Source organism: Nocardia arthritidis (assembly GCF_011801145.1).
Lineage (GTDB): Bacteria > Actinomycetota > Actinomycetes > Mycobacteriales > Mycobacteriaceae > Nocardia > Nocardia arthritidis_A.
Genome location: NZ_CP046172.1, coordinates 2631945 through 2652005 on the forward strand (window position 1 = coordinate 2631945; position 20061 = coordinate 2652005).

At 69.0% G+C, this 20061-nt stretch carries 16 protein-coding genes; 8 read left to right on the forward strand and 8 right to left on the reverse strand.

The genetic code is table 11. From position 1 onward, the window contains the following. The first annotated feature begins 237 nt into the window (after positions 1-237). A complete protein-coding gene (gene mihF, locus F5544_RS11650) occupies positions 238-552 on the forward strand; it encodes an integration host factor, actinobacterial type (RefSeq protein WP_167473202.1) in 315 nt (104 codons plus the stop codon). Between the two features lie 162 nt (positions 553-714). Here mihF and F5544_RS11655 read toward each other — a convergent pair whose 3' ends face one another. The 3 genes from F5544_RS11655 to F5544_RS11665 form a co-directional block, all read right to left on the reverse strand. Next, positions 715-1260 (reverse strand): hypothetical protein, encoded by a 546-nt coding sequence (locus F5544_RS11655; protein ID WP_238847196.1) that lies wholly within the window; start codon positions 1258-1260, stop codon positions 715-717. 136 nt (positions 1261-1396) lie between these two features. After that, the gene (fdhD, locus tag F5544_RS11660; RefSeq protein ID WP_167473203.1) at positions 1397-2236 is read right to left on the reverse strand and encodes a formate dehydrogenase accessory sulfurtransferase FdhD; all 840 of its coding nucleotides are present in this window, start codon (positions 2234-2236) and stop codon (positions 1397-1399) included. Then, positions 2229-4526 (reverse strand): FdhF/YdeP family oxidoreductase, encoded by a 2298-nt coding sequence (locus tag F5544_RS11665; RefSeq protein ID WP_167473204.1) that lies wholly within the window; start codon positions 4524-4526, stop codon positions 2229-2231. Before F5544_RS11665 ends, fdhD begins: the two co-directional genes overlap by 8 nt. Before the next feature lie 964 nt (positions 4527-5490). Between F5544_RS11665 and F5544_RS11670 the strand changes: the two genes are divergently transcribed. The 4 genes from F5544_RS11670 (at position 5491) to F5544_RS11685 (ending at position 10225) form a co-directional block, all read left to right on the forward strand. Beyond that, entirely contained in the window at positions 5491-5856 is a 366-nt protein-coding gene (locus F5544_RS11670; protein WP_238847197.1) for a hypothetical protein, read from the forward strand. Between the two features lie 85 nt (positions 5857-5941). Beyond that, positions 5942-6985, forward strand: a complete 1044-nt coding sequence (locus F5544_RS11675; protein WP_167473206.1) for a hypothetical protein — start codon at positions 5942-5944, stop codon at positions 6983-6985. Further along, positions 6982-9051, forward strand: coding sequence for a serine/threonine-protein kinase (locus tag F5544_RS11680; RefSeq protein WP_167473207.1), 2070 nt, complete (start codon positions 6982-6984; stop codon positions 9049-9051). Before F5544_RS11675 ends, F5544_RS11680 begins: the two co-directional genes overlap by 4 nt. Before the next feature lie 214 nt (positions 9052-9265). Then, complete coding sequence (locus tag F5544_RS11685; RefSeq protein WP_167473208.1) at positions 9266-10225, forward strand: alpha/beta fold hydrolase; 960 nt, start codon at positions 9266-9268, stop codon at positions 10223-10225. On the opposite strand, the gene F5544_RS11690 is transcribed toward F5544_RS11685, so the two are convergent. Beyond that, positions 10176-12767, reverse strand: a complete 2592-nt coding sequence (locus F5544_RS11690) for an FHA domain-containing protein (protein ID WP_167473209.1) — start codon at positions 12765-12767, stop codon at positions 10176-10178. The two genes, F5544_RS11685 and F5544_RS11690, sit on opposite strands and share 50 nt — an antisense overlap. Before the next feature lie 78 nt (positions 12768-12845). Further along, the gene (locus F5544_RS11695) at positions 12846-13493 is read right to left on the reverse strand and encodes a nitroreductase family protein (RefSeq protein WP_167473210.1); all 648 of its coding nucleotides are present in this window, start codon (positions 13491-13493) and stop codon (positions 12846-12848) included. A 99-nt stretch (positions 13494-13592) separates the two neighbouring features. Between F5544_RS11695 and F5544_RS11700 the strand changes: the two genes are divergently transcribed. After that, positions 13593-14054 (forward strand): MarR family winged helix-turn-helix transcriptional regulator, encoded by a 462-nt coding sequence (locus F5544_RS11700; protein WP_167473211.1) that lies wholly within the window; start codon positions 13593-13595, stop codon positions 14052-14054. A gap of 111 nt (positions 14055-14165) precedes the next feature. Here F5544_RS11700 and F5544_RS11705 read toward each other — a convergent pair whose 3' ends face one another. Together F5544_RS11705 and F5544_RS11710 are read right to left on the reverse strand one after the other, a co-directional pair. Further along, the gene (locus F5544_RS11705) at positions 14166-15704 is read right to left on the reverse strand and encodes a glycerol-3-phosphate dehydrogenase/oxidase (protein ID WP_167473212.1); all 1539 of its coding nucleotides are present in this window, start codon (positions 15702-15704) and stop codon (positions 14166-14168) included. A gap of 37 nt (positions 15705-15741) precedes the next feature. Beyond that, a complete protein-coding gene (locus F5544_RS11710; RefSeq protein WP_167473213.1) occupies positions 15742-16362 on the reverse strand; it encodes a TetR/AcrR family transcriptional regulator in 621 nt (206 codons plus the stop codon). A gap of 162 nt (positions 16363-16524) precedes the next feature. Between F5544_RS11710 and F5544_RS11715 the strand changes: the two genes are divergently transcribed. Together F5544_RS11715 and F5544_RS11720 are read left to right on the forward strand one after the other, a co-directional pair. Continuing rightward, positions 16525-18102: an FAD-binding oxidoreductase gene (locus tag F5544_RS11715; protein ID WP_174867581.1), complete on the forward strand. Its 1578-nt coding sequence runs from the start codon at positions 16525-16527 to the stop codon at positions 18100-18102. Further along, entirely contained in the window at positions 18099-19040 is a 942-nt protein-coding gene (locus tag F5544_RS11720) for a diacylglycerol kinase (RefSeq protein ID WP_167473215.1), read from the forward strand. Before F5544_RS11715 ends, F5544_RS11720 begins: the two co-directional genes overlap by 4 nt. A gap of 9 nt (positions 19041-19049) precedes the next feature. Here the strand turns inward: F5544_RS11720 and F5544_RS11725 are convergent, their stop codons facing one another. Continuing rightward, positions 19050-19649 (reverse strand): helix-turn-helix domain-containing protein, encoded by a 600-nt coding sequence (locus tag F5544_RS11725; RefSeq protein ID WP_238847198.1) that lies wholly within the window; start codon positions 19647-19649, stop codon positions 19050-19052. Positions 19650-20061 lie beyond the last annotated feature (412 nt).

A 20061-nucleotide genomic window follows, 5' to 3' on the forward strand; every position in this document is an offset into this window, starting at 1 on the left:
CGGCATCGGAAGGTGCGGCGTTACCGGTTCGTCGTGCCGCATGAATCGGGGGCACAAACGGGCCGTTTCGTCCGTTTGGTCGGCTCTCGTCGGCGGTTGCGGGGGTTTGCTCGGTCAGGGCCCAGAAAACTCATCGCTACCTCGTCCCGGTGTGTCGGCGTTACGCTATCGACGCCGTGCGGTTTACTCGGTCCGGTCCAACCAGATGTTCGAGTGACGAGTAGAAGCGGAGGAGACATGGCACTGCCTACCATGACCGCGGAACAACGCACTGAGGCGTTGGCCAAGGCGGCGGCTGTTCGCAAGGCGCGCTCCGAATTGATCGGCAAGGTGAAGGCGGGCAAGCTGACGGTCGCGGACCTGCTTAAGAAATCCGACACCGACGATCTGGTGAAGAAGACCAAGGTCGCCGCCGTTATCAAGGCGCTGCCGGGTGTCGGCCCGGTCAAGGCCGCCAAACTGATGGATCAGGCGGAAATCCCGGAAGACCGGCGCATCGGCGGTCTGGGTGCCCGGCAGCGGGCCGCGCTGCTCGAGGCGCTCAAGGACTGACGACGCCGATCGCGCCGTGGCGTCACGCCGCCGGGCCAACCGGGGCGGGCGCTGCGGCCAGGACGACCCACCGGGTTGCCGGGGTAGAGCCCGGCGGGTGGTTCGCACACGACGAGGGTGCCGGACCGCGGTCCGACACCCTCGTGCTGTTTTACGCCCCGGTCAGCGGGCCGGGCGCGCGCCCGTGCCGCGGCGGCGGAAGCGAAGGTTGATCGGGTCCGGGTCGGGCAGTTGCGCGCCGCGCGGTGCGATGACGAGTACGGCGGTGGCCAAGATCGCGAGCAATACGGTGGCGATCACGCTGAGCACATAGCTGCCGGTCGGCATCGCGGTGGGGTGGTGCGTCACGTGGTACAGGAAATGCGGCACCGCGAAGACGAGCCAGCCCAGCCCGGCAAGGCGCGCGGCATTGCCGGTGTTCAGGTACGCGGCCGCGGCCGCGACCACGCCGAGGGCGAGGAAGAACGCGCCGACGTCGGTGGTGAGGTGGTGGTTGTACGGGCCGTCCGCGGCGATCCAGTGCATGCCGAGCCCGGGGAAATCCTCGTAGAAGGAATGCGGCAGCACGACCGCCCAGAACCCGATGACCACACCCTGTGCGGCCGAGACGGCCAGCAGGATCCGGGTGGTCAACCATCGCCAACGCTGCCGGTCCAGGTGCATCCGCACCTGGACGCCGCCGGAATCGCCACGCACCGAGATCCGCATCGGAAACTCCCCTTCGTCCGAAGATGGTGGACCGGTGCCGCCAACCGTAGTTGCGGACGTGACCGAGGGGCAATAGCCCCATGGATCAGGTCGCGGAGCGACTCGATGAGGGGTGGTGGTCGGGCGACGGGTGGGCCTAGCGCACGGATTCGTATGCCGTCGTGTGCTCGACGAGGCGGTCGGCCTCGGTGTAGATGTTCATCGTCTCGCCGCGCAGGAACCCCACCAGCGTGAGGCCGGATTCGGCGGCCAGATCGACGGCGAGCGAGCTGGGGGCGGAGACCGCGCCCAGCATCGGGATACCGGCCATGACGGCCTTCTGCACCAGTTCGAACGAGGCGCGGCCGCTCACGATCAACACCAGATCGCTTGCCGGAACCAGGTTTTCGCGCAGCGCCCAGCCGATCACCTTATCCACCGCGTTATGCCTGCCGATGTCCTCGCGCACCGCGAGGACCGTGCCGTCCGCGGTGAACAGACCCGCCGCGTGCAGGCCGCCGGTGGCGTCGAACACCGACTGTCGCGCGCGCAGCGCGTCCGGCATCGCGGCCAGTGTCGCGACCGAGACCCGCGGACCCGGTCGCGGAATCGGGAACCTGCCGCGCTTGCGCACCTCGTCCAAAGCCGTTTTACCGCAGAGGCCGCAGGCGCCGGTGGACAGGAAATTGCGGGCGGGCAAGGGAATCGGCGTGCGGGGTGTGATGTCGAGGACGTTGTAGGTGTTGTGCCCGTTCTCGTCGGTACCGGCGCAGTAACGCGCCGCGACGATATCGTCGGCGTCACCGATGAGGTTCTCGCTCAACAGGAATCCGTGCACCAGGTCGATATCGTTGCCCGGTGTGCGCATGGTGACCACCAGCGACCGGCCGCCGACCCGGATCTCCAGCGGCTCCTCCACGGCGAGTGTGTCCGGCCGCCGCACCGCGCCGGTCGGCGCGATCCGGTGCATGGGGCGGCGGGCGGTGACCCTACTCATGACGGTGCCGTTCCAGCCGTACCGTGACGGCCTTGGCGACCGGCGTATTCGACCGTGCCGCAACATGATCCAACGGAACGAGCGGGTTGGTCTCCGGGTAGTAGGCGGCGGCGTTGCCGCGCGGGGTCGGGTAGCCGACGATCCGGAATCCGGTGACCCGGCGTTCGACGCCGTCGGTCCATTCGGAGACGATGTCCACCAGATCGCCGTCGGCGAAACCGAATTCGGCGATATCGGCCTGGTTGACCAGGATTACCTTGCGGCCGTTGTGAATACCGCGGTAGCGGTCGTCGAGGCCGTAGATGGTGGTGTTGTACTGGTCGTGGCTGCGCAGGGTCTGCAGGATCAGCCTGCCCTCCGGCACCGGCAGCCAGGTCAGCTCGTTCACCGCGAAATTGGCCTTACCGGTGCCGGTCCGGAACTCGCGGGCGTCGCGCGGCGGATGCGGCAGCTGGAAACCGTTGTGCTGGCGCACTTTCGCGTTGTAGTCGGCGCAGCCGGGCACCACGCGGGCGATGGCGTCGCGAATCAGGTCGTAGTCGCCGCGGAATTCGCGCCACGGCACGGGATGATCCGGGCCGAACAACTCCTGGGCGAGTTCGCAGACGATGGCGACCTCGCTGCGCAGCTCATCGCTCACCGGCCGCAGCCTGCCGGTGGACAGGTGCACCATCGACATCGAATCCTCCACCGACACCTGCTGTTTGGCGCCGTTCTGCAGGTCGAGGTCGGTGCGGCCGAGGGTGGGCAGGATCAGCGCGGTCTTGCCGTGCACCACGTGGCTGCGGTTGAGTTTCGTCGAAACCTGCACGGTGAGTTCGCAACCGCGCAGCGCGGCCTCGGTGACCTCGGTGTCCGGGGTGGCCGAGACGAAGTTGCCGCCCATGCCGAAGAACACCTTGCCGCGGCCGTCGCGCATGGCGCGGATGGCATCGACGGTGTCCCAACCGTGTTCGCGCGGGCTGCGGATGCCGAATTCGCGATCCAGCGCCGCGAGGAATGGCTCCGGCATTTTCTCCCAGATACCCATCGTGCGGTCGCCCTGCACGTTCGAGTGGCCGCGCACCGGGCAGACGCCCGCGCCGGGCTTGCCGATCATACCGCGCACGAGCAGCAGGTTCGTGGCCTCCTCGATGGTGGCGACGGCGTGCGTCTGCTGGGTAAGACCCATCGCCCAGCAGATGATGACGCTCTTGGCCTCGGCGAGCAGGCGAGCCGTATGCTCCAATTCCGCCCTGGTGAGACCGGTCGCCTGCGCGACTACGGCGAGATCGACCGCGCGGGTTTGCTTTTCGTATTCGGCGAAGCCCGCGGTATGCGCCTCGACGAAGGCGTGGTCGACCACCGTGCCCGGTGCGCGATCCTCGGCCTCGAACAGCAGCCGGCCGAGTCCCTGGAACAGCGCCATATCGCCGCCGAGCCGGATCTGCAGGAAGTCGTCCGCGATCGGGATGCCGGTGGTGAATCCCTTGACCGTCTGTGGATCACGGAAGCCGAGCAGGCCGGTCTCGGGCAGCGGGTTCACCGCGATCACCCTGGCGCCGTTGGCCTTTGCCGTGCCGAGCGCGCTGAGCATGCGCGGATGGTTGGTGCCCGGATTCTGGCCCGCGACGATGATCAGGTCGGCCTTGCCGAAATCGTCGATCGACACCGAACCCTTGCCGATGCCGATCGAGCTGGTGAGCGCCGCGCCGGAGGATTCGTGGCACATATTCGAGCAGTCCGGCAGGTTGTTGGTGCCGAAGCTGCGCACAAGCAGCTGATAGAGGAACGCGGTTTCGTTGGCGGTGCGGCCCGAGGTGTAGAAGACCGCCTCGTCGGGAGTCGCCAACGCGCGCAGGTGATCCACGATCAACCGGTAGGCGTCGTCCCAGCCGATGGGCGCGTAGTGGGTCGCGCCCGGCCGCAGCACCATCGGATGGGTCAACCTGCCTTGCTGGCCGAGCCAGTAACCCGACTTGTCCGCCAACTCCTCGACCGAGTGGGCGGCGAAGAATTCGGGCGTCACCGTGCGCAGCGTGGCCTCCTCGGCCACCGCCTTCGCGCCGTTCTCACAGAATTCGGCCGGGCGGCGGTGCCCCGTCGGCTCGGGCCAGGCGCAGCCGGGACAGTCGAAGCCGTGTGCCTGATTCACCCGGGACAGGGTGCGCGCGGTGCGGATGACGCCCATCTCCTCGACGGAACGCTTCAGCGCCACCGCCACCGCGGTCACGCCCGCGGCCTGATCCTTCGGTGCGGAGACCCGGAGGGCGGATTCGTCGATGTCCTCGGTCGGCCCATTTCGGTGCATATGGCCATTGTCCTCTCCACTCGGCGGCCGGTCGGTGCGCCCTCGCCTGCCCGCTGGAGTCACCTGTTGTTCGCGATCTCGATATACCGCCAGTGTTCACGATCATCGCGGTCCGCGCGATTTATCACCGAGTAGGGCGGAAGAACCCGCGTTGGCGCGCAGGGCTTTACGATGATATTGGTCACACTCCGATTCGGGGGCTACGCCGATGGGGACGCGGGCAGAGGCCGACGGGGAGCGTCGGCATGGGATGGTGTTGTGCGGCCAGGAGCCGATGGGGGACCGTCACCGGCCGAACGGTCGGGTTTTCGCGAAATTGGTTGTCCGACTGGGGATTCTGATTGCCGCAGTGGGGTTGGCGGCGCTGGTTGCGGTGCCCGCGGGCGGGCCGGATGCGCTGGCGGACCCGGTGACCACGACGCCGCGTCCGTCTCCCGGAAGGCTGCCCGGGACCCGGGACGGCGGCCGGACGGCTATATCACCGGTCCCGCAGCGACCCCTGCCGGAAAGCCGGGTCAGCCTTCAGCCGACCGTGCCACCGGTCCCGCACGGAACCCATGATGGAGTACCGACGGGCGTGTCGGCGGTCCCGCAGCGCCCGCAAGAACCGTGTACGCGAGGATGCGTCCCGGTCACGGCGATTCCTATTCCGCCGCAACCGCCGTCGCAGGTGCCGCCGTCGAGATCTGTGCCGCCTACTTCGCCGACTCCGACATCCTCGAATGTCCCGTCGAGTTCGTCGCAGGCTCCGCCGACATCGTCCGATGTTCCGTCGCCGACCTCCGCATCGCCTGAGCCCGGACCCGTGCCGGTGCCGGGACCCGTACCCGGCCCGCGGCCAGGGCCAGGGCCAGGGCCAGGGCCGGTGCCGACCGCCGTGCCGCCGGTGACCTCGGCGCGATCCGTGCCGGCCACGAGCGTCGTTGTGCCGCAGCCTGTTCCGCCCGCACCCGGGTCGACTTCCGTGCCGGGATTGCAGCTGACACCGGCCGCCGTCGCGCCGGGCGGCAATGTCACCGCGGCCGGTATGGGCTGCGCACCGCAGGCGCCGGTGGAGTTGACCATCGGCGATACGCGGGTCGGCGGCACCGTCGCGGGTCCCGACGGGCTGTTCCGTACGCCGTTGACGCTGGCCGCCGTCGCGGTCGGCCGCCACGACGTCACCGCGAAATGCGGTCCGACGCTGGCCGCGTCGCTCGATGTGGTGCTGGCCGGATCGGTGGGCACCGATTCGGCGACGCTCACGGTGATCCTGTTCTTCCTGCTGCTCGGCGGCTGGTTCTATGGCCACCGGCTGATCTCGCACCTGCCGGAGCGGAGGCGGATGTGACCCGGATTATCTTGTCGCTCTGCGCTTTCGGGCTGTTCGCCGGTGTGTGTAGGGCGGCGCATGCCATGCGTAGGGGGCGTCGGCCGTGAATCATGTAATTCGAATCGCCCTGCTGCTCTGTGCTTTCGGGCTGTTCGCCGGTTCCGGTGGGGTGGCGGGTGCGGCGCCCGCGACCGCGTCGGGCGGGGTCGGGATCGTGGCGACCATCGACGACCGGGAGATCGCGGGCGCCACCTCCGATGCGCCGGTGCGGTTGACTCCGGGCAGCGCGGTGCGGTTGACGGTAATGGTGGCCAACGGCACTGGTTCGCCGATTGTCGTGCACCGCGTCGACCTCGCCGGTCATGTGCTCGGCCTGACCTTCTTCTCCTACTCGACGGCCGTCGAATTAACCATTCCCGCAGGCAAATCCGATACGTTGCGGTACACGCTCGACCTGACCGGACTGCGCGGCCAAGCCACCGGGCTCATCGGTGCGGAGCTCACCGTCGTCGGCACCGACGGCGCCACCATAGCCACCGTGCCCACGGTGACCGATGTGCGCGGATCGGTGTGGTCGGTGTACGGACTGTTCGGCGTCGCGCTGTCGGTGCTGACGGCGCTGGCGATCGCCGATGCCGCCCTGTCCATCGCGCGCCACCGGTTGGGCGCCAACCGATGGCAGCGCGGGCTGCGGCTGCTCGCCCCCGGCGTCGGCATCGGGCTGGTCTTCGGCTTCACCGCCTCGGTGCTGCGGTGGTGGGTGCCGCAGACCGAGCTCTGGCTCGCGGTGGGCGGCGGCTGCGCCGCAATGGCATTCCTGCTCGGATATTGCTCGCCCACACCGGAACCCGGTTACGAGGTGCCGGAATTCGCTGAGCTGGAAGGTGATCTGGACGACGATCTCGTCGGTCCACCGGACCCCGTCGCCCCGAATCCGCAGATCCCGTTCGCCGCGCGATTCCCCACCGCCTCACCCGTTGAGGTCCCGTTCGCCGCGCGGTTTCCTTCGGACGAACCCGATACCGTCCGATTCGGTCCTGCCGATCCCGGTTCGGGCCAAGGGCCGCACCATCTTTCGGATGCACCGGAGACGGTGCGGTTTCCCGTGCCCGGGAAAGGGGTTCCTGGGGAGGGAGCGGGACGGTGACCGAATCCATCGAGTGGGTGCGGCGGGCGTTGCCGGGGTACGAGGTGGGCGGTGAGCTCGGCCGGGGCGGGTGCGGTGTGGTGTTGGCGGGAAAGCATCGGCGGCTGGGGCGGCCGGTGGCGATCAAGCAGATTCCGCCGCAATTCGCGCACGACGAATTGGTGCGGCGGCGGTTCGTCGCCGAGGCCAGGGTGATGGCCGCGATCGACCATCCGCATGTGGCAAGGGTTTTCGACTATGTCGAGCAGGACGAATTGTGTTTGCTCGTGCTCGAATATCTGCCCGGCGGCACGGTCGCCGATCGGTTCGCCACCGCGGGGTTCGACACCGCCGCGGCGGTCGCCGTCGCGCTGGCCGCGGCCGCGGGGCTGGCGGCGGCGCATCGGCAGCGCGTGCTGCACCGCGACGTCAAACCGGCGAACCTGATTTTCGCGGCGGGCGGGGCGATCAAACTCACCGACTTCGGCATCGCCAAGATCGTCGGCGGCGACGAGACCCTGGTGACGAAGGCGGGCGACATCGTCGGCACACCCGCGTATATCGCGCCGGAACAGGCTCGTGGCGAGGCGCTTTCACCGGCCACCGACGTGTACGCGCTGGCGACCATGCTCTATCAACTGCTCTCCGGCGTGCTGCCGTTCCCGTCCGGCGGCGGACCGCTGGCCATGCTGTTCGCGCACGCGTACGACGAACCGCGTCGACTCGGCGAGGTCGCGCCGACCGTGCCCGAACCTATCGCGGACGCCGTAATGCGCGGCCTGGCAACGGATCCGGCGCAGCGGTTCGCCACCGCCGAGGCATTCGGCATCGCCTTGGCCGAACCCGCCGCCTGGTGCTGGGGTGGTGATTGGCTCGGCCCCGTTGGCATTCCGGTCATCGGCGCCGACACCATAATCGCCGCCGCGACCGGTGGCTATCGCGGTGGTGCGCCGATTACCCCGGCACCGCGACCGGGTCCGCGTCCGCCGCAGCCGTTTACGACGACCGCGTCGGGTTCGGTCGTCACTCCGCCGCCGGTCGGCCCACCCGCACCGGCGACCGTCGCGTTTCCGAGTGGGATGCCGCCCGAATCGGGAAACTTCTGGCTGCCGCGAACTCCCCAGCAGCTGCCGAGTCCTCCAGGGGCGGATCCCGTTGGTACGCCAGGCCGTCAGGGGACATCGGCTGTGCCAGGGAGGTCGGGTCCGCAGGGAGCGCCGGTGGGCGGGCAGCGGCGGTTACCGCCGACTCATCGGGTTCGGCCCGCTGAGGCATTGGCGGACAACGGTATTCGATTGATCGAGGTCGATCGTCGCGACCTGGTGCCGATCCGCGAGGTCGTCACCTTCGATTCGCCGCGAGTGCCGTTCGGTTCGGCGGCCGTGTTGGCGGTCGCATCCGTCGCGGCGGCGCTGATCGGGATCGGCGGTCCGGCAACGGGTGGTGATCTGGCGCCCGGCACCGTGGCCGTCGCGGAGGTGGATCCGGTTTCGACGGAGCCGATCCGGGTCGACCTGTCGCAGCGGATTCCGTTGCGGGTCAACGGATTGGACGTGGACTCCGGAGCGTTGCGGCTACGTATTCTCGGGCTGTCGGTCGGCGCGGATCCGGTGCCGATCCGTCCTGGCACCCCCGCGACGCTGGCCGCTCCGGTGAACCGATACGTCATCGCCGGAATGCTCCCGGCCGAACTTTCCTTGCGCCGCAACGGCACCGAGGTAGCGACCCAGCGGCTGCGCCTGCGCAGTACCCAACCGCCGACCACCACCGCGACCGCTGTCGGCGTCGTCGTTCTCGCGCTATTCGCCCTGGCCTACATCGAATCGAATATGCGTGTATTACGCAGGGGCAGAGGCGGATTCGCCAACAGCGTCGGCCTGATGCTCAGTGCCGCCCTGCTCGCGGTGGCCTTGGTCGGTGCCGCCTGGATCCTGCTCGATCAACCGGCCACCGTGGCGACCGTCGCCGTGAGCGCCGCACTCGCGGCGGCCGCCGGACTGGCAACATCCTTCGGTGCCCGCCGAATCGGCAAACGCTATCGCTATCTACGCCGCATCCGATTACGAGTCCGCCGTCCAGCCAGCTGACTTACGGCGGTCGTCGACATATGCGCCATGAAGAATTGGGTTTCGAATTTCCCTCCCACTTAAACATATACCGGGTGGGCGGGGTTGCCGCAAGGGCGGGGTGACGGGCCATAATCGCTGGTCCGGGCGGTGACGGGCGTCCAGGAAGTGCGATTTCCGGACGCGCGGGTCCGTGGTTCCGCTGATTCGATGTCGAGGATTCGGGGAGATATTTATGGCTGAGGAAGTTGTGTCGAATGTGGGTCCGGCGGGGATCACCATGGCGTATGAGCGGCTCGGGGATCCGGCGGGGCCGCCGGTGCTACTGATCATGGGTGGCGGTGCGCAGCTGATCCACTGGCCGGATGGGTTCTGTGCGGAGCTGGTCGACTGTGGTCTGCAGGTGATCCGATTCGACAACCGGGATGCGGGACGGTCGACGCATTTCGCCGACGGTCCGCAGCCCGATTTCCAGGCGGCGCTGGCGGGTGATTTCACGACGGTGCGCTACACCCTGTCGGATATGGCAGCCGATGCGATCGGTCTGCTGGATGCGCTCGGCTACGAGAGCGCGCATATCGTCGGCGCATCGCAGGGCGGGATGATCGCGCAGTCGATCGCGATCGAATATCCGCACCGTGTGCGGTCGCTTACGTCGATGATGTCCACCACCGGCAATCCGGAGGTGGGGCGGACCGATATGCACGCGTTCGGTTCCCAAGGGCCCGCGCCGGAAGGTCGCGCGGAATTCATCGAATGGCAGGTTCGGCTGCGGCGCACCCTCGGTTCGCCGGGATTCGCCTTCGATGCGGCGGCGGTCGCCGACCGGGCCGGGCGCGCCTACGACCGCGACAACGACCGGGGCGCGCTGATACGGCAGGCGGCGGCGGTGCTCGCCTCCGGCGATCGCACGGCCCGGCTGCGCGAATTGCGAGTGCCGACACTGGTGATCCACGGGACCGCCGATCTCGTCATCGATATCAGCGGGGGAGAGGCGACCGCGGCGGCGGTGCCCGACGCGGAGCTGATCACCTTCGAGGGGATGGGCCACAGCCTGCCGCGCGAGCTGTGGCCGGTGTTCGCCGATCACATCGCCGGGCTCGTCGAGCGCGCCGATGCGCGAAACCTCCTGAGCAACAGGCGGTTCAGACGCGGGGCGGCTCGTCGGTCCGGAATGTCAGCACTCGGCTGCTGATCTTGATCCGCCAGCCGGGCGGCAATTCGACCGGCTCGGCGCCGATGCGGGTCCACTGATCGGTGCCGGGCGCGGCGACGAACGTGCCTGAGCGGGTCGAGGCGTCGCGCACGAAAACCTTGCCGCGATCCAGCGATACGTATGCGTGCACGCGGGATACGTGCCGGTCGCGGGGCAGCACGATGGGTGAGGCGGATGCCTTCTTCACCAGATCATCGGACTGCGGGCTGCGGCCGATCACATACGGACGATCCAGCGGATGCGCGGTGCCGTCGGGCATTACCAGCGCGCCCGGTCCGGTGTCTGGCGAGCCGATGCCCGCGGCGGGCCGCATGATCCGGGTCTGCCCCTCATCCGGCGGAAAGAGGTTCGCCGGCTCCAGCGGGGCGGGCGCGACCGTGCGCGGCGGCGGATACGGCCGCGGCCAGGTAGGCGGACGCGATTGCGCGCCAGGCGAATTCGGCGGAGGTAGCACGCGGCCGGGTCCGACCGGCCGCGGCCGGGCGATCATGGTCGGCTCGGCCGCCGCCGGATCCGGCCACTGCCCCGCCGGACCGAATTGGTTCGCGGCCCCCGGTCTTCGGCTCCACGCCCAAGGTTGATTCGGCGCTGGACTCGGCAGGTCCGCCTTCATGGTCACGGCCGCCGGATCCGCTTCCCCCGTACCGGATTCGTCGGCGGCATTCCACGGCGCGGTCGCTGGTTGGTCCGCGGTATCGATACGTTCCACCCCGCGCGACTGTCCGCCCGATTCTGCGGCTTCGGTGTCGGTCGTCGGCCGCCCCGGCGCGTCGCCCGCACCCGGCCCGCGCGTCTGTCTGCTCGATTGCGCAGCTTCGACGTCGGTCGTCGCCCGTCCTGGTGCACCGAAAACGCCTGGCCCGCGTGACTGTCTGCCCGGTTCCATGGTCTCGGCGTCGGTCGGCTGGCTGGGCGCGGTGAAAGTTCCTGCACCGTACGGAGTTTCGCTCCACGCCAGAGCTTGTCCGGTGGTACCTCGCGCGTTGTCATCCGAATCGTCGGAGGATGCGTCCCATGGCGCGGTCGCTGGTTGGTCTGCTGTATCGATCCGATCCGCCCCGCGCGACTGCTCACCTGGTTCCGCGACTTTGGCGTCGGTCGGCTGCTGGAATGCGTTGAAAGTGCCTGCACCATAGGGAGTTTGGCTCCGCTGGAGGGATTGGCCAGTGGAGGGTGCGCTGTCGTCCGAATCATCTGCGGTGGCATCCCATGGCGCGGTCGCTGGCTGATCCGCCGTATCCAACCGCTCGGCAGCGCGATCACGCGCTCCGGCAACGCTTATCCCGGGCACGTCGGGGCTGCCGACCGTTTCGGAGCGCACGGTCACATCGGATGCACCGGCCCGCTCGCGCCCGCCACTGTGAAGTTCGCCCAGCACCCCGGCTCCGGTATCGAATCCGGCCGCGCCGCGGATGACGCCGTCGTCGGGTCGCTCACCTGCGACTGATTTCTCGATCTCTCCGGATTCTGTTGCGGCACTTGGCTCTTCGGAGGTCTGCGGTGCCTCGGTTTGTTCCGGTGCGTCGAGGCCGCCGGAGCTGCCGCTATCACGCCGGTCGCCGCTGGCGGATCGTCCGGTCGTGCCGAACCCTCCTGTGGTGCCGGGGGTCTCGGCACTCGGTGGTCTGTTGTCCGGTGTCACCGGTGCGCCGAACTTGCCGATCTCGGTTCCGGGGCGGTCGTTCGCGGCGGGCTGGCCGGGGTCATCGAATCGCGTTGCGGCGCTTGGTGTTTGGATGCCACTGGGACTGCTCTGTGCCTGCTCTGCGCTGCGTCCGATGACATCGCGGCCTACTCCGCGCGGCGTATCGGCCGGTCCCTGCGGCGCGCCGAATACGCCGGGGATCCGGCTGGCCCTGCTGGCGGGCCGATCGGTTGCGCTGGATCCGAAAGTGCTCGGGGTGCTGGGCGTTCGGGAGATTCGCTGACCGGGATCCGGCAGCGCCTCGAAGCCGGAACCCGCGGTCGACTCGGCTGCCGCGAAACCGGATGCGGCGGTGGTGGGGAGTTCGGGTGCGACGGTTTCGGCGGGCCGGTTTTTTCCGTTGCGCCGCGCCGTCGCGACGACGAATCCGCTGCCGGGTACCACGCCCGCTTGCAGGTCGGTGCGGGGGAGGGCGCGTACGGGGGCGCCGCTGTCCGCGCCGACGGTGATGCGCCGCACGGGCTCACGCACGATTTCGTCGACCCAGGTGAAGGCCCGCGCGCCGTCGAGGCGCCGAATCCCTTCCGCGCCTTCGACGACCGCGCTCACCGGGCCGCGCAGCAGCACCAGGGTGCCGTCGGCGGTCGGTGCGACGACGCCGAACGGTGGCGGCTCCGAACCGCTGCCGAAGACGACGGCGGCCAGCCGCTGCGCGATCGCCGCTCCCGCATGCCGCTCCTGCGCGACCGCCTCGACGGCGCCGAGTATGCGGTCGGTGGACGCGGTCTCCTTCGCGAGGTACACCACCACCTCGCCGAAGCGTGCGACGAGTCCGTCACCCGCCGCGATTCCCACGGACAATTTCCTGCGCATCATGCGCCTCCTTCCCGGCGCATCGAAACCGGCGTCCAAGCCAGGATAGTGGCTCGCGCGGACTGCCTCGGCGCGGCGAAGTCACCACCGATTCCAGTGCAACACCTGCGCACGCGGTATCCGGCGGGCCGGCCGGAAGTCGGTGCCGATGGTGTAGGCCAGCGGAATCAGCGCCGCCAGCATCACATCGCGGTGCGGAATGCCGAGGGTGTGCGCGAGTTCGCCCTCCAGCGGTCCCTGTGCCGAGGTCCACACCGTGCCGAGGCCGCGGGCTCGCGCGGCCAGCATGAAACTCCAGACCGCGGGCAGAATCGAACCCCAGGTACCCGCCTGGACCTGAACGGACGCGTGATCGGTGCGGCCCTCGATGGCGGGAATCACATATGCGGGCACCCGGTGCGCGTTGTCCAACAGGTAGCGCAGGCCGTCGAAAACCTTTGCGGTGGAATCGGGATACATGTTCATCCGGCGAATATCGTTGGCGCGCAACGGCTGCCCCTCGGCCACGGCGATGGCGCGCCGGAAGATATCGGCCACCCGCCTACGCTGCGCATCCTCGGTGACCACCAGGAAATGCCAGCGCTGGCGGTTGCGCCCGGTGGGCGCCTGGGTGGCGAGGTCGACGCATTCCTCGATCAGCGTGCGCGGCACCGGCCGATCGAAATCCAGGCGTTTGCGCACCGCGCGGGTGGTCGACAGCAGTTCATCTGGGGTGAGCTCGAGGGTCATCGCCTGCTCCGGTGGGTCGGGTTCGAATGCCCTAAAAGTATGTTCAGAGATAATCTGCTGTCAAATGATTTGCACGCAGACGAGTGGTAGGCTGAGCGCATGATCAAAGGGGCCCCTGCCGTTCGCCCGGCCTACTTCCCGCGGCTGGCGACCGAACGCGTCGATATCGCGCTGTGCCGCGCCTCGACGCTGGTCGCGCGCGCCGCCGAAACCCACGCGGGCGCACACGGACTCGGCGTCGGCCAGCATCTGGTGCTGAAGATGCTGGAAAGTCAGGGACCCTGCTCCCAGCAGGCGCTCAGCGAGGAACTGCGTATCGACCGCAGCGTGATGGTCGGCGTCTGCGACGACCTGGAGAGCGCGGAATACGTTCGCCGCGAACGCAATCCGCACGACCGCCGGTCCTACGCGGTCACCATCACCGACGCGGGCCGGGCCCGTCTCGCCGAGGCGGAAGCCACCGTCGCGGACTTCCTGGACGACACCTTCGCACCGCTCACCGCCGCCGAACGAGCGCAGCTGGCCGGGTTGCTCGGCAAACTGCTGCACGTGGCGGACTGAGGTGGGTGCCCGTTCCCGCACGGCAATCGGCTTCCAGCGCGTGGAATAGCATGCGCGAGAAGCAGATACATACGCGGGATATGGGGCCGAAGCGGAACGGATCTGCGACTGCTAGAACTGTTTCTCCGCGGCCGCCATAGCCGCGGCCCGGTCCGCGGCCACCAGTCCGATTCGAGACCGCCGGTCCAGGAGATCGCTGGGATCGAGCGCACCCTCGTGCGTTACCCCGAACGCGAATTCCGCCGCGGTGACGTCGATTCCGGGCGCGACCGGCTCCAGCAGCGCCGGGTCCCGTTCGGCCGCGGCCACCAGGTGCGCTGCCTCGCTACCGTAGCGTTCTATCCAGACCTGCGGCGCGGTCATGCGGTCGCGGGCGGCGCCGGATACGGCTCCCACCAACGGAAGTCGTTTGGTGCGGCACGGACCCGCGGCCAGCCCGGCGCGCGCCACCGCGGCATCGATCGCATCCTCCGCCATCTGCCGGTAGGTGGTGAGCTTGCCGCCGACGATGGTGATGATGCCGGTGGGGGAGCGTAGCACCGCGTGCTTGCGAGAGATGTCGGCGGTGCTGTTGTCGGCGGTTTTCAGCAGCGGTCGCAACCCGGCGAACGATCCGCGAATATCCTTGCGGGTCAATGGCTCCCGCAGCGCGCCATTGATGGTGTCGAGCAGGAAGTCGATCTCGGTGTCGGTCGGCCGCGGCTCGTCGGGGACGGGGCCCGGCGCGTCCTCGTCGGTGAGACCGAGATACACCCGGCCGTGCGCGGCCGGGAGCGCGAAGACGAAGCGGCTGGTGCTGCCGGGCACCGGGACGGTCAACGATGCGCTGAGCCCGCCGAACGCCTCGGCCGAGAACACCAGGTGGGTGCCGCGGCTCGGACGCAATTCGATGCTCTCGTCGACGGTGTCGGCCCATACGCCGGTGGCGTTGACGACCGCGCGGGCCCGGATGTCGACGGTCTGGCCGGTCAACGTGTCCCGAAGGGTGGCCGAATCACCGGTCACGGCAAGGGCTTCCACGCGGGTGAGGACGGATGCGCCCGCGGCGGCGGCCGTCCTGGCCAGTGCCACAACCAATCTGGCGTCGTCGACGAGCTGGCCGTCCCAGGCCTGCAGGCCGCCGCGCAGGCCGTCCCTGCGCGCCGTCGGCGCGAGCCGCAGCGCCTCGGCCGCCGCGACCCGGCGCGACCGCGGCAGCAACGCGGGCGGGGTTCCCGCGCTGCTGCGCAACATATCTCCGGCCACGAACCCGGCCCGGATCAAAGTGCGCTGGAAGGCCCGGATTTCGGGCAGGAGGGGAACCAGCTGCGGCAGCGGCCGCACGAGATGCGGTGCGGTGGTACGGATCAGGATGCCGCGTTCGACGGCGCTCTCGTGCGCGATCCCGACCTGTCCACTGGCCAGATACCGCAGCCCGCCGTGTACGAGTTTGGAGCTCCACCTGCTGGTGCCGAACGCCAGATCATGCCGCTCGACCAGCACCGTGCGCAGTCCGCGCGCCGCGGCGTCCAGCGCCGCGCCCGCACCGGTGACGCCGCCGCCGATCACCAGCACATCGATCGCGGGACGGTCGCCGAGCTCGCGCAGCTCCCGCGCCCGCCGGTCGGCATTGAGCGCCGAATCGCCGGTGGTCATCGAATTCGCCGTCATCAGAGTTCCTTTCCGGCGGTGGGGTGGGTTTCGCGGCTCACCGCCGCGATTTCCGTTGCTCGTCGGGCGGTGGTGCGAGATATCCGTTGACGGCCCTTGCCAATTCGGTATCCAGTGCCGGGCCCGCGAGCAGCGGCGCGACGGTACCCGCCGATTGGACCGCCGATTGGGCGATCAGCAGCAGCATCGTGGCCAGCTGTGTCGGGTCGCCGTCCCGGATCGAGCCGTCGGCCTGTCCCTCCCGGATGCCCGTCGCGAACAGGTCGATCAGGGTGCGTTGATTGCGGCCGAGCCTGCCGAACACATAGGTGAGCATGAGGTCGGTGTCGGTGCGGAAGATCTTGCCGAACAACGGATTCGAGCGAATCGTCGCCGCACCCGCGACGATCCCGTTGACCAGCCGGACGCGGCCGGTGCCCGTCGCGGGCATGGTGGCCGTGACGATGCCGCGCAGTTCGCGCACCAGCAGTTCGGCCACCAGCGCGCCGGTGTCGGGCCAGCGGCGGTAGACCGTCGGCCTGCTCACGCCGGCGCGGCGCGCCACCTCGGTGAGGGTGGTGCGCCGCACACCGAACTCCTCGACGCAGGCGCGGGCGGCGTCGAAGATCGCGAGATCGATGGCCGATGGCGCGGTTTCGGGCTCATCGGGGGTGGACATGCGGGTGATCACCACCGGGGGTCGGCGGCGCCGGAGCGCCGAAGCGTGCGTTACTGCTTGACAGTCTATGTCAAACTGTAACGCATGGTCGAGATGCAGCAGCACGGCGATAACGATTCGGCTCCGGCTGGAAAGCCGGGCGTGGCGGCGCCCGCAGCGAGTATGGTGTGGGACGCCTGGGGTATTCCGGCCGGTCACAAGCCGCTGTCGGCGCAGATCCGGAGCCTGCTCGCGCAGGTGTTCGGAATATCCGGCGATCCGGTGGCGCGCCGCGATGAGGGCGACGTGCCGTTGCGCGAGTCGGCGCTGACGCCGGCCCAGCGCGATGGGCTGGTCGCGGTGGTCGGCGCGCGGCATGTGTCGTCCGACCATCGGGACCGATTGCGCCATGCGGGCGGTAAAAGCACTCCCGATCTGCTGCGTCGTCGCGCCGAAGGTCCGCAGGACGCACCCGATGCCGTCGTATTCCCCGCCGATCACGAGCAGGTGCTCGCAGTGCTGGCCCACTGCGCCGAGCACGCCATCGCGGTGGTCCCGTTCGGCGGCGGCACCAGCGTGGTCGGCGGTGTGGATCCGGTGCGCGGCCGCTTCGGCGCCGTCATCGCGCTGGACCTGCGCCGCCTCGACGGCATCGCGCGGGTGGACCCGATCAGCGCGACGGCTGCCCTCGGCGCCGGCCTGACCGGTCCGCAGGCCGAGGAACTGCTTGCCGCGCATGGGCTTTCGCTCGGACACTTCCCGCAGAGCTTCGAATTCGCGAGCATCGGCGGTTTCGCGGCCACCCGTTCGTCCGGGCAGGCATCGGCAGGCTACGGCCGCTTCGACGATATGGTCCAGCACCTGCGGATCGCGACCCCGACCGGCACCCTCGAACTGGGCCGAGCGCCCGCCTCGGCCGCGGGGCCGGATCTGCGCGAGCTGTTCGTCGGTTCCGAGGGCACGCTCGGGGTGATCACCGAGGTGACCGTCCGGGTGCATCCGATGCCGGAAACCGTTGCCTACCAAGCATGGTCGTTTCCCGACTTCGAAACCGGCGCGGCCGCACTGCGTTCGGTGGTGCAGGCGGGTGCGGCGCCGACGGTCATGCGGTTGTCCGACGAGGCGGAGACCGGTATCAACCTGGCTCGCTCCGGCGATATCGGCGGCAGGGCGGTGGCGGGCTGCCTGGCCATCACCACCTTCGAGGGCACGAAGGCACATGTGGCGGCGCGTACCGCCGAGGCGTCCGCGCTACTCGCGGCCGCCGGTGGTGAAGCGCTGGGGGACAAGCCCGCTCAGGAATGGGAGCACGGCAGGTTCGCCGCGCCTTATATGCGGGATGCGCTACTCGACGTCGGCGTGCTCTGCGAGACCCTGGAAACCGCGACCTCTTGGGCCAATCTCGCCAACCTGAAGGCAAAAGTTACTGCGGCGCTGACCGATTCGTTGTCCGCCCAGGGCACGCCCCCGCTGGTGATGTGCCACATCTCGCACACCTACCCGACCGGCGCGTCGCTGTATTTCACCATCGTCGCCAAACAACTCGACGACCCTATCGCGCAGTGGCACTTGGCCAAACGCGCGGCGGGTGACGCGATCGTCGCCGCGGGCGGCACCATCACCCACCATCACGCCGTCGGCGCCGATCACCGGCCGTGGATGACCGACGAGATCGGTGAACTCGGTGTGCGCGTATTGCGCGCGGTGAAAGCGGAATTGGACCCGACCGGGATCCTCAACCCTGGAAAGCTGGTCCCGTGAACGAAGCTCCCCGCCGCAACGTCACCGTGGTGACCAATCCGCTGTCGGGGCTCGGCAAGGGTGCCGACGCGGCCGGTGCCGCGCTGGCCCGCTTCGCCGAACGCGGCGTGACGGTCACCGAGGTGCGTACCGGCTCACCCGCGGAATCGGTACGGCGCGTACGTGATTCGATCGACGACCCGCTCGCCCGGCCGGATGCGGTGGTCTGCATCGGTGGCGACGGTCTGGTGTCGATCCTGCTCGCTGCCGTCGCGCGGACCGGCGTCCCGCTCGGGCTGATCCCCGCGGGCACCGGCAACGATCTGGCGCGCGAACTCGGCGTTCCCACCGAAGATCCCGTCGCCACGGCCGATTTGGTGCTCGACGGGCGTATCCGCACCATCGATCTCGGCCGGGTCGAGGCGCGGGATGCGGAACCGATGTGGTTCGCCACCGTCACCGGCACCGGCCTCGACGCGCGAGTCACCCTGCGCGCCAACGAGATGCGCTGGCCGAAGGGGCGTCTCCGGTACACCGTCGCCGCGCTCAGGGAACTCTCGACCGGACTCACGGTGCCCTATCGCATCGAGCTGACCGGCGTCCCCACCGCACCGGCGGCGGACCGCGACACCGTCGTCGAAACCGATGCCGTGATGGTCGCGGTCGGCAATACCCGCGCTTACGGCGGCGGCATGCTGATCTGCCCCGACGCGGTGATGGACGACGGCCTGCTGGACGTCACCGTGGTCGGCGCGCTGTCCCGCCTCGAAATGCTGAGGCTGCTGCCCGCCCTGTCGGCGGGCAAGCGACTCGACCATCCGGACGTCAAGCAGTACCGTGCCGCCGGGATCACCCTTACCGCGCCCGGCGTACCCGCCACGGCCGACGGCGAACCGGCGGGCAGCCTGCCCGTCACCATCCGCGCCGTCCCCGGCGCGCTCGATGTGCTCGTGCCCTGAAAGACTTTGTCAGGAGCGCGTTTTCGTGCGGGCGCGCAGATGCATCCGCTCGCCCTGGCTGCCGAACAGGCTGAGCACCTCGACCGGCCCGCGTCCGGTGCTGCCGAACCAGTGCGGCTGCCGGGTGTCGAATTCGGCGGCCTCGCCCGGGCCGAGGACGATATCGTGCTCGGCGAGTATCAGGCGCAGCCGACCGGCCAGCACGTACATCCACTCGTGACCCTCGTGCACCCGCGGATCGGGTTCGGTGCGGTCCGCCGGGATGATCATCTTGTACGCCTGTAACGGCCCCGGCTGTCGGGTGAGTGGAATGATGGTGGTGCCGTTGATATTTCGCGCGGTCGTATGCACCCGCGGATCGGCGACCCGCGGGCCGGAGATGAGTTCGTCGAGCGGCACGTCGTGCGCGACGGCGATCGGCAGCAGCAGCTCCAGGCTGGCCTTGCGCTGACCGGATTCCAGCCGGGACAGGGTGCTCTTCGAGATCCCGGTGGCCTCGGCGAGCGCGGTGAGCGTGACGTTGCGGTGCGTGCGCAGCGCCTTCAGCCGCGGGCCGATATTCAGGATGGTCTCGGCGATGGCCGGATTGTTCATGACCACAGTGGACATCACCTTCCCGAAATCGGCAACAATCGTTGCCGATACTGGACCGTCCCCGGGTGGTCACCGCGGCCCCTGGCGGATCGGCCGCCGCCATTCGCAGTCAACGGCAGCCTGGTCGAAGAGGATGCGCCGGTACCCGCCGACGCGGTGTGACCTGTCTCATTACGTCTGATAAGTCGGAGTGCGGGGGTGAAAAATGCCGGAATCTGAGAATTACTTGTGGATTCCGGATCGCGACCTAGAACAGCGGTAAGCTTGAACACATAGGCGGAGTGTTCGGTGTCCCTCATCCACCGAAGGCTCCGCCTTCTTTTATGCCCACATCGCATTCCCTTGCCGCACAGTCGATCTCGCGATCCCTGAGCGATCGGCCTCCCGCACCGGCCCGCCCGTCGCAAGCGCGGGAAGCGGACGCCCG

Excerpts from the sequence above, each read along its gene's own strand:
- F5544_RS11725 (WP_238847198.1), bottom strand. The coding sequence starts at position 19,649 with ATGTCCACTGTGGTCATGAACAATCCGGCCATCGCCGAGACCATCCTG.
- F5544_RS11685 (WP_167473208.1), top strand. The coding sequence starts at position 9,266 with ATGGCTGAGGAAGTTGTGTCGAATGTGGGTCCGGCGGGGATCACCATG.
- F5544_RS11655 (WP_238847196.1), bottom strand. The coding sequence starts at position 1,260 with ATGCGGATCTCGGTGCGTGGCGATTCCGGCGGCGTCCAGGTGCGGATG.
- F5544_RS11705 (WP_167473212.1), bottom strand. The coding sequence starts at position 15,704 with ATGACGGCGAATTCGATGACCACCGGCGATTCGGCGCTCAATGCCGAC.
- fdhD (WP_167473203.1), bottom strand. The coding sequence starts at position 2,236 with ATGAGTAGGGTCACCGCCCGCCGCCCCATGCACCGGATCGCGCCGACC.
- F5544_RS11700 (WP_167473211.1), top strand. The coding sequence starts at position 13,593 with ATGATCAAAGGGGCCCCTGCCGTTCGCCCGGCCTACTTCCCGCGGCTG.
- F5544_RS11695 (WP_167473210.1), bottom strand. The coding sequence starts at position 13,493 with ATGACCCTCGAGCTCACCCCAGATGAACTGCTGTCGACCACCCGCGCG.
- F5544_RS11710 (WP_167473213.1), bottom strand. The coding sequence starts at position 16,362 with ATGTCCACCCCCGATGAGCCCGAAACCGCGCCATCGGCCATCGATCTC.
- mihF (WP_167473202.1), top strand. The coding sequence starts at position 238 with ATGGCACTGCCTACCATGACCGCGGAACAACGCACTGAGGCGTTGGCC.
- F5544_RS11715 (WP_174867581.1), top strand. The coding sequence starts at position 16,525 with ATGGTGTGGGACGCCTGGGGTATTCCGGCCGGTCACAAGCCGCTGTCG.
- F5544_RS11690 (WP_167473209.1), bottom strand. The coding sequence starts at position 12,767 with ATGATGCGCAGGAAATTGTCCGTGGGAATCGCGGCGGGTGACGGACTC.
- F5544_RS11665 (WP_167473204.1), bottom strand. The coding sequence starts at position 4,526 with ATGCACCGAAATGGGCCGACCGAGGACATCGACGAATCCGCCCTCCGG.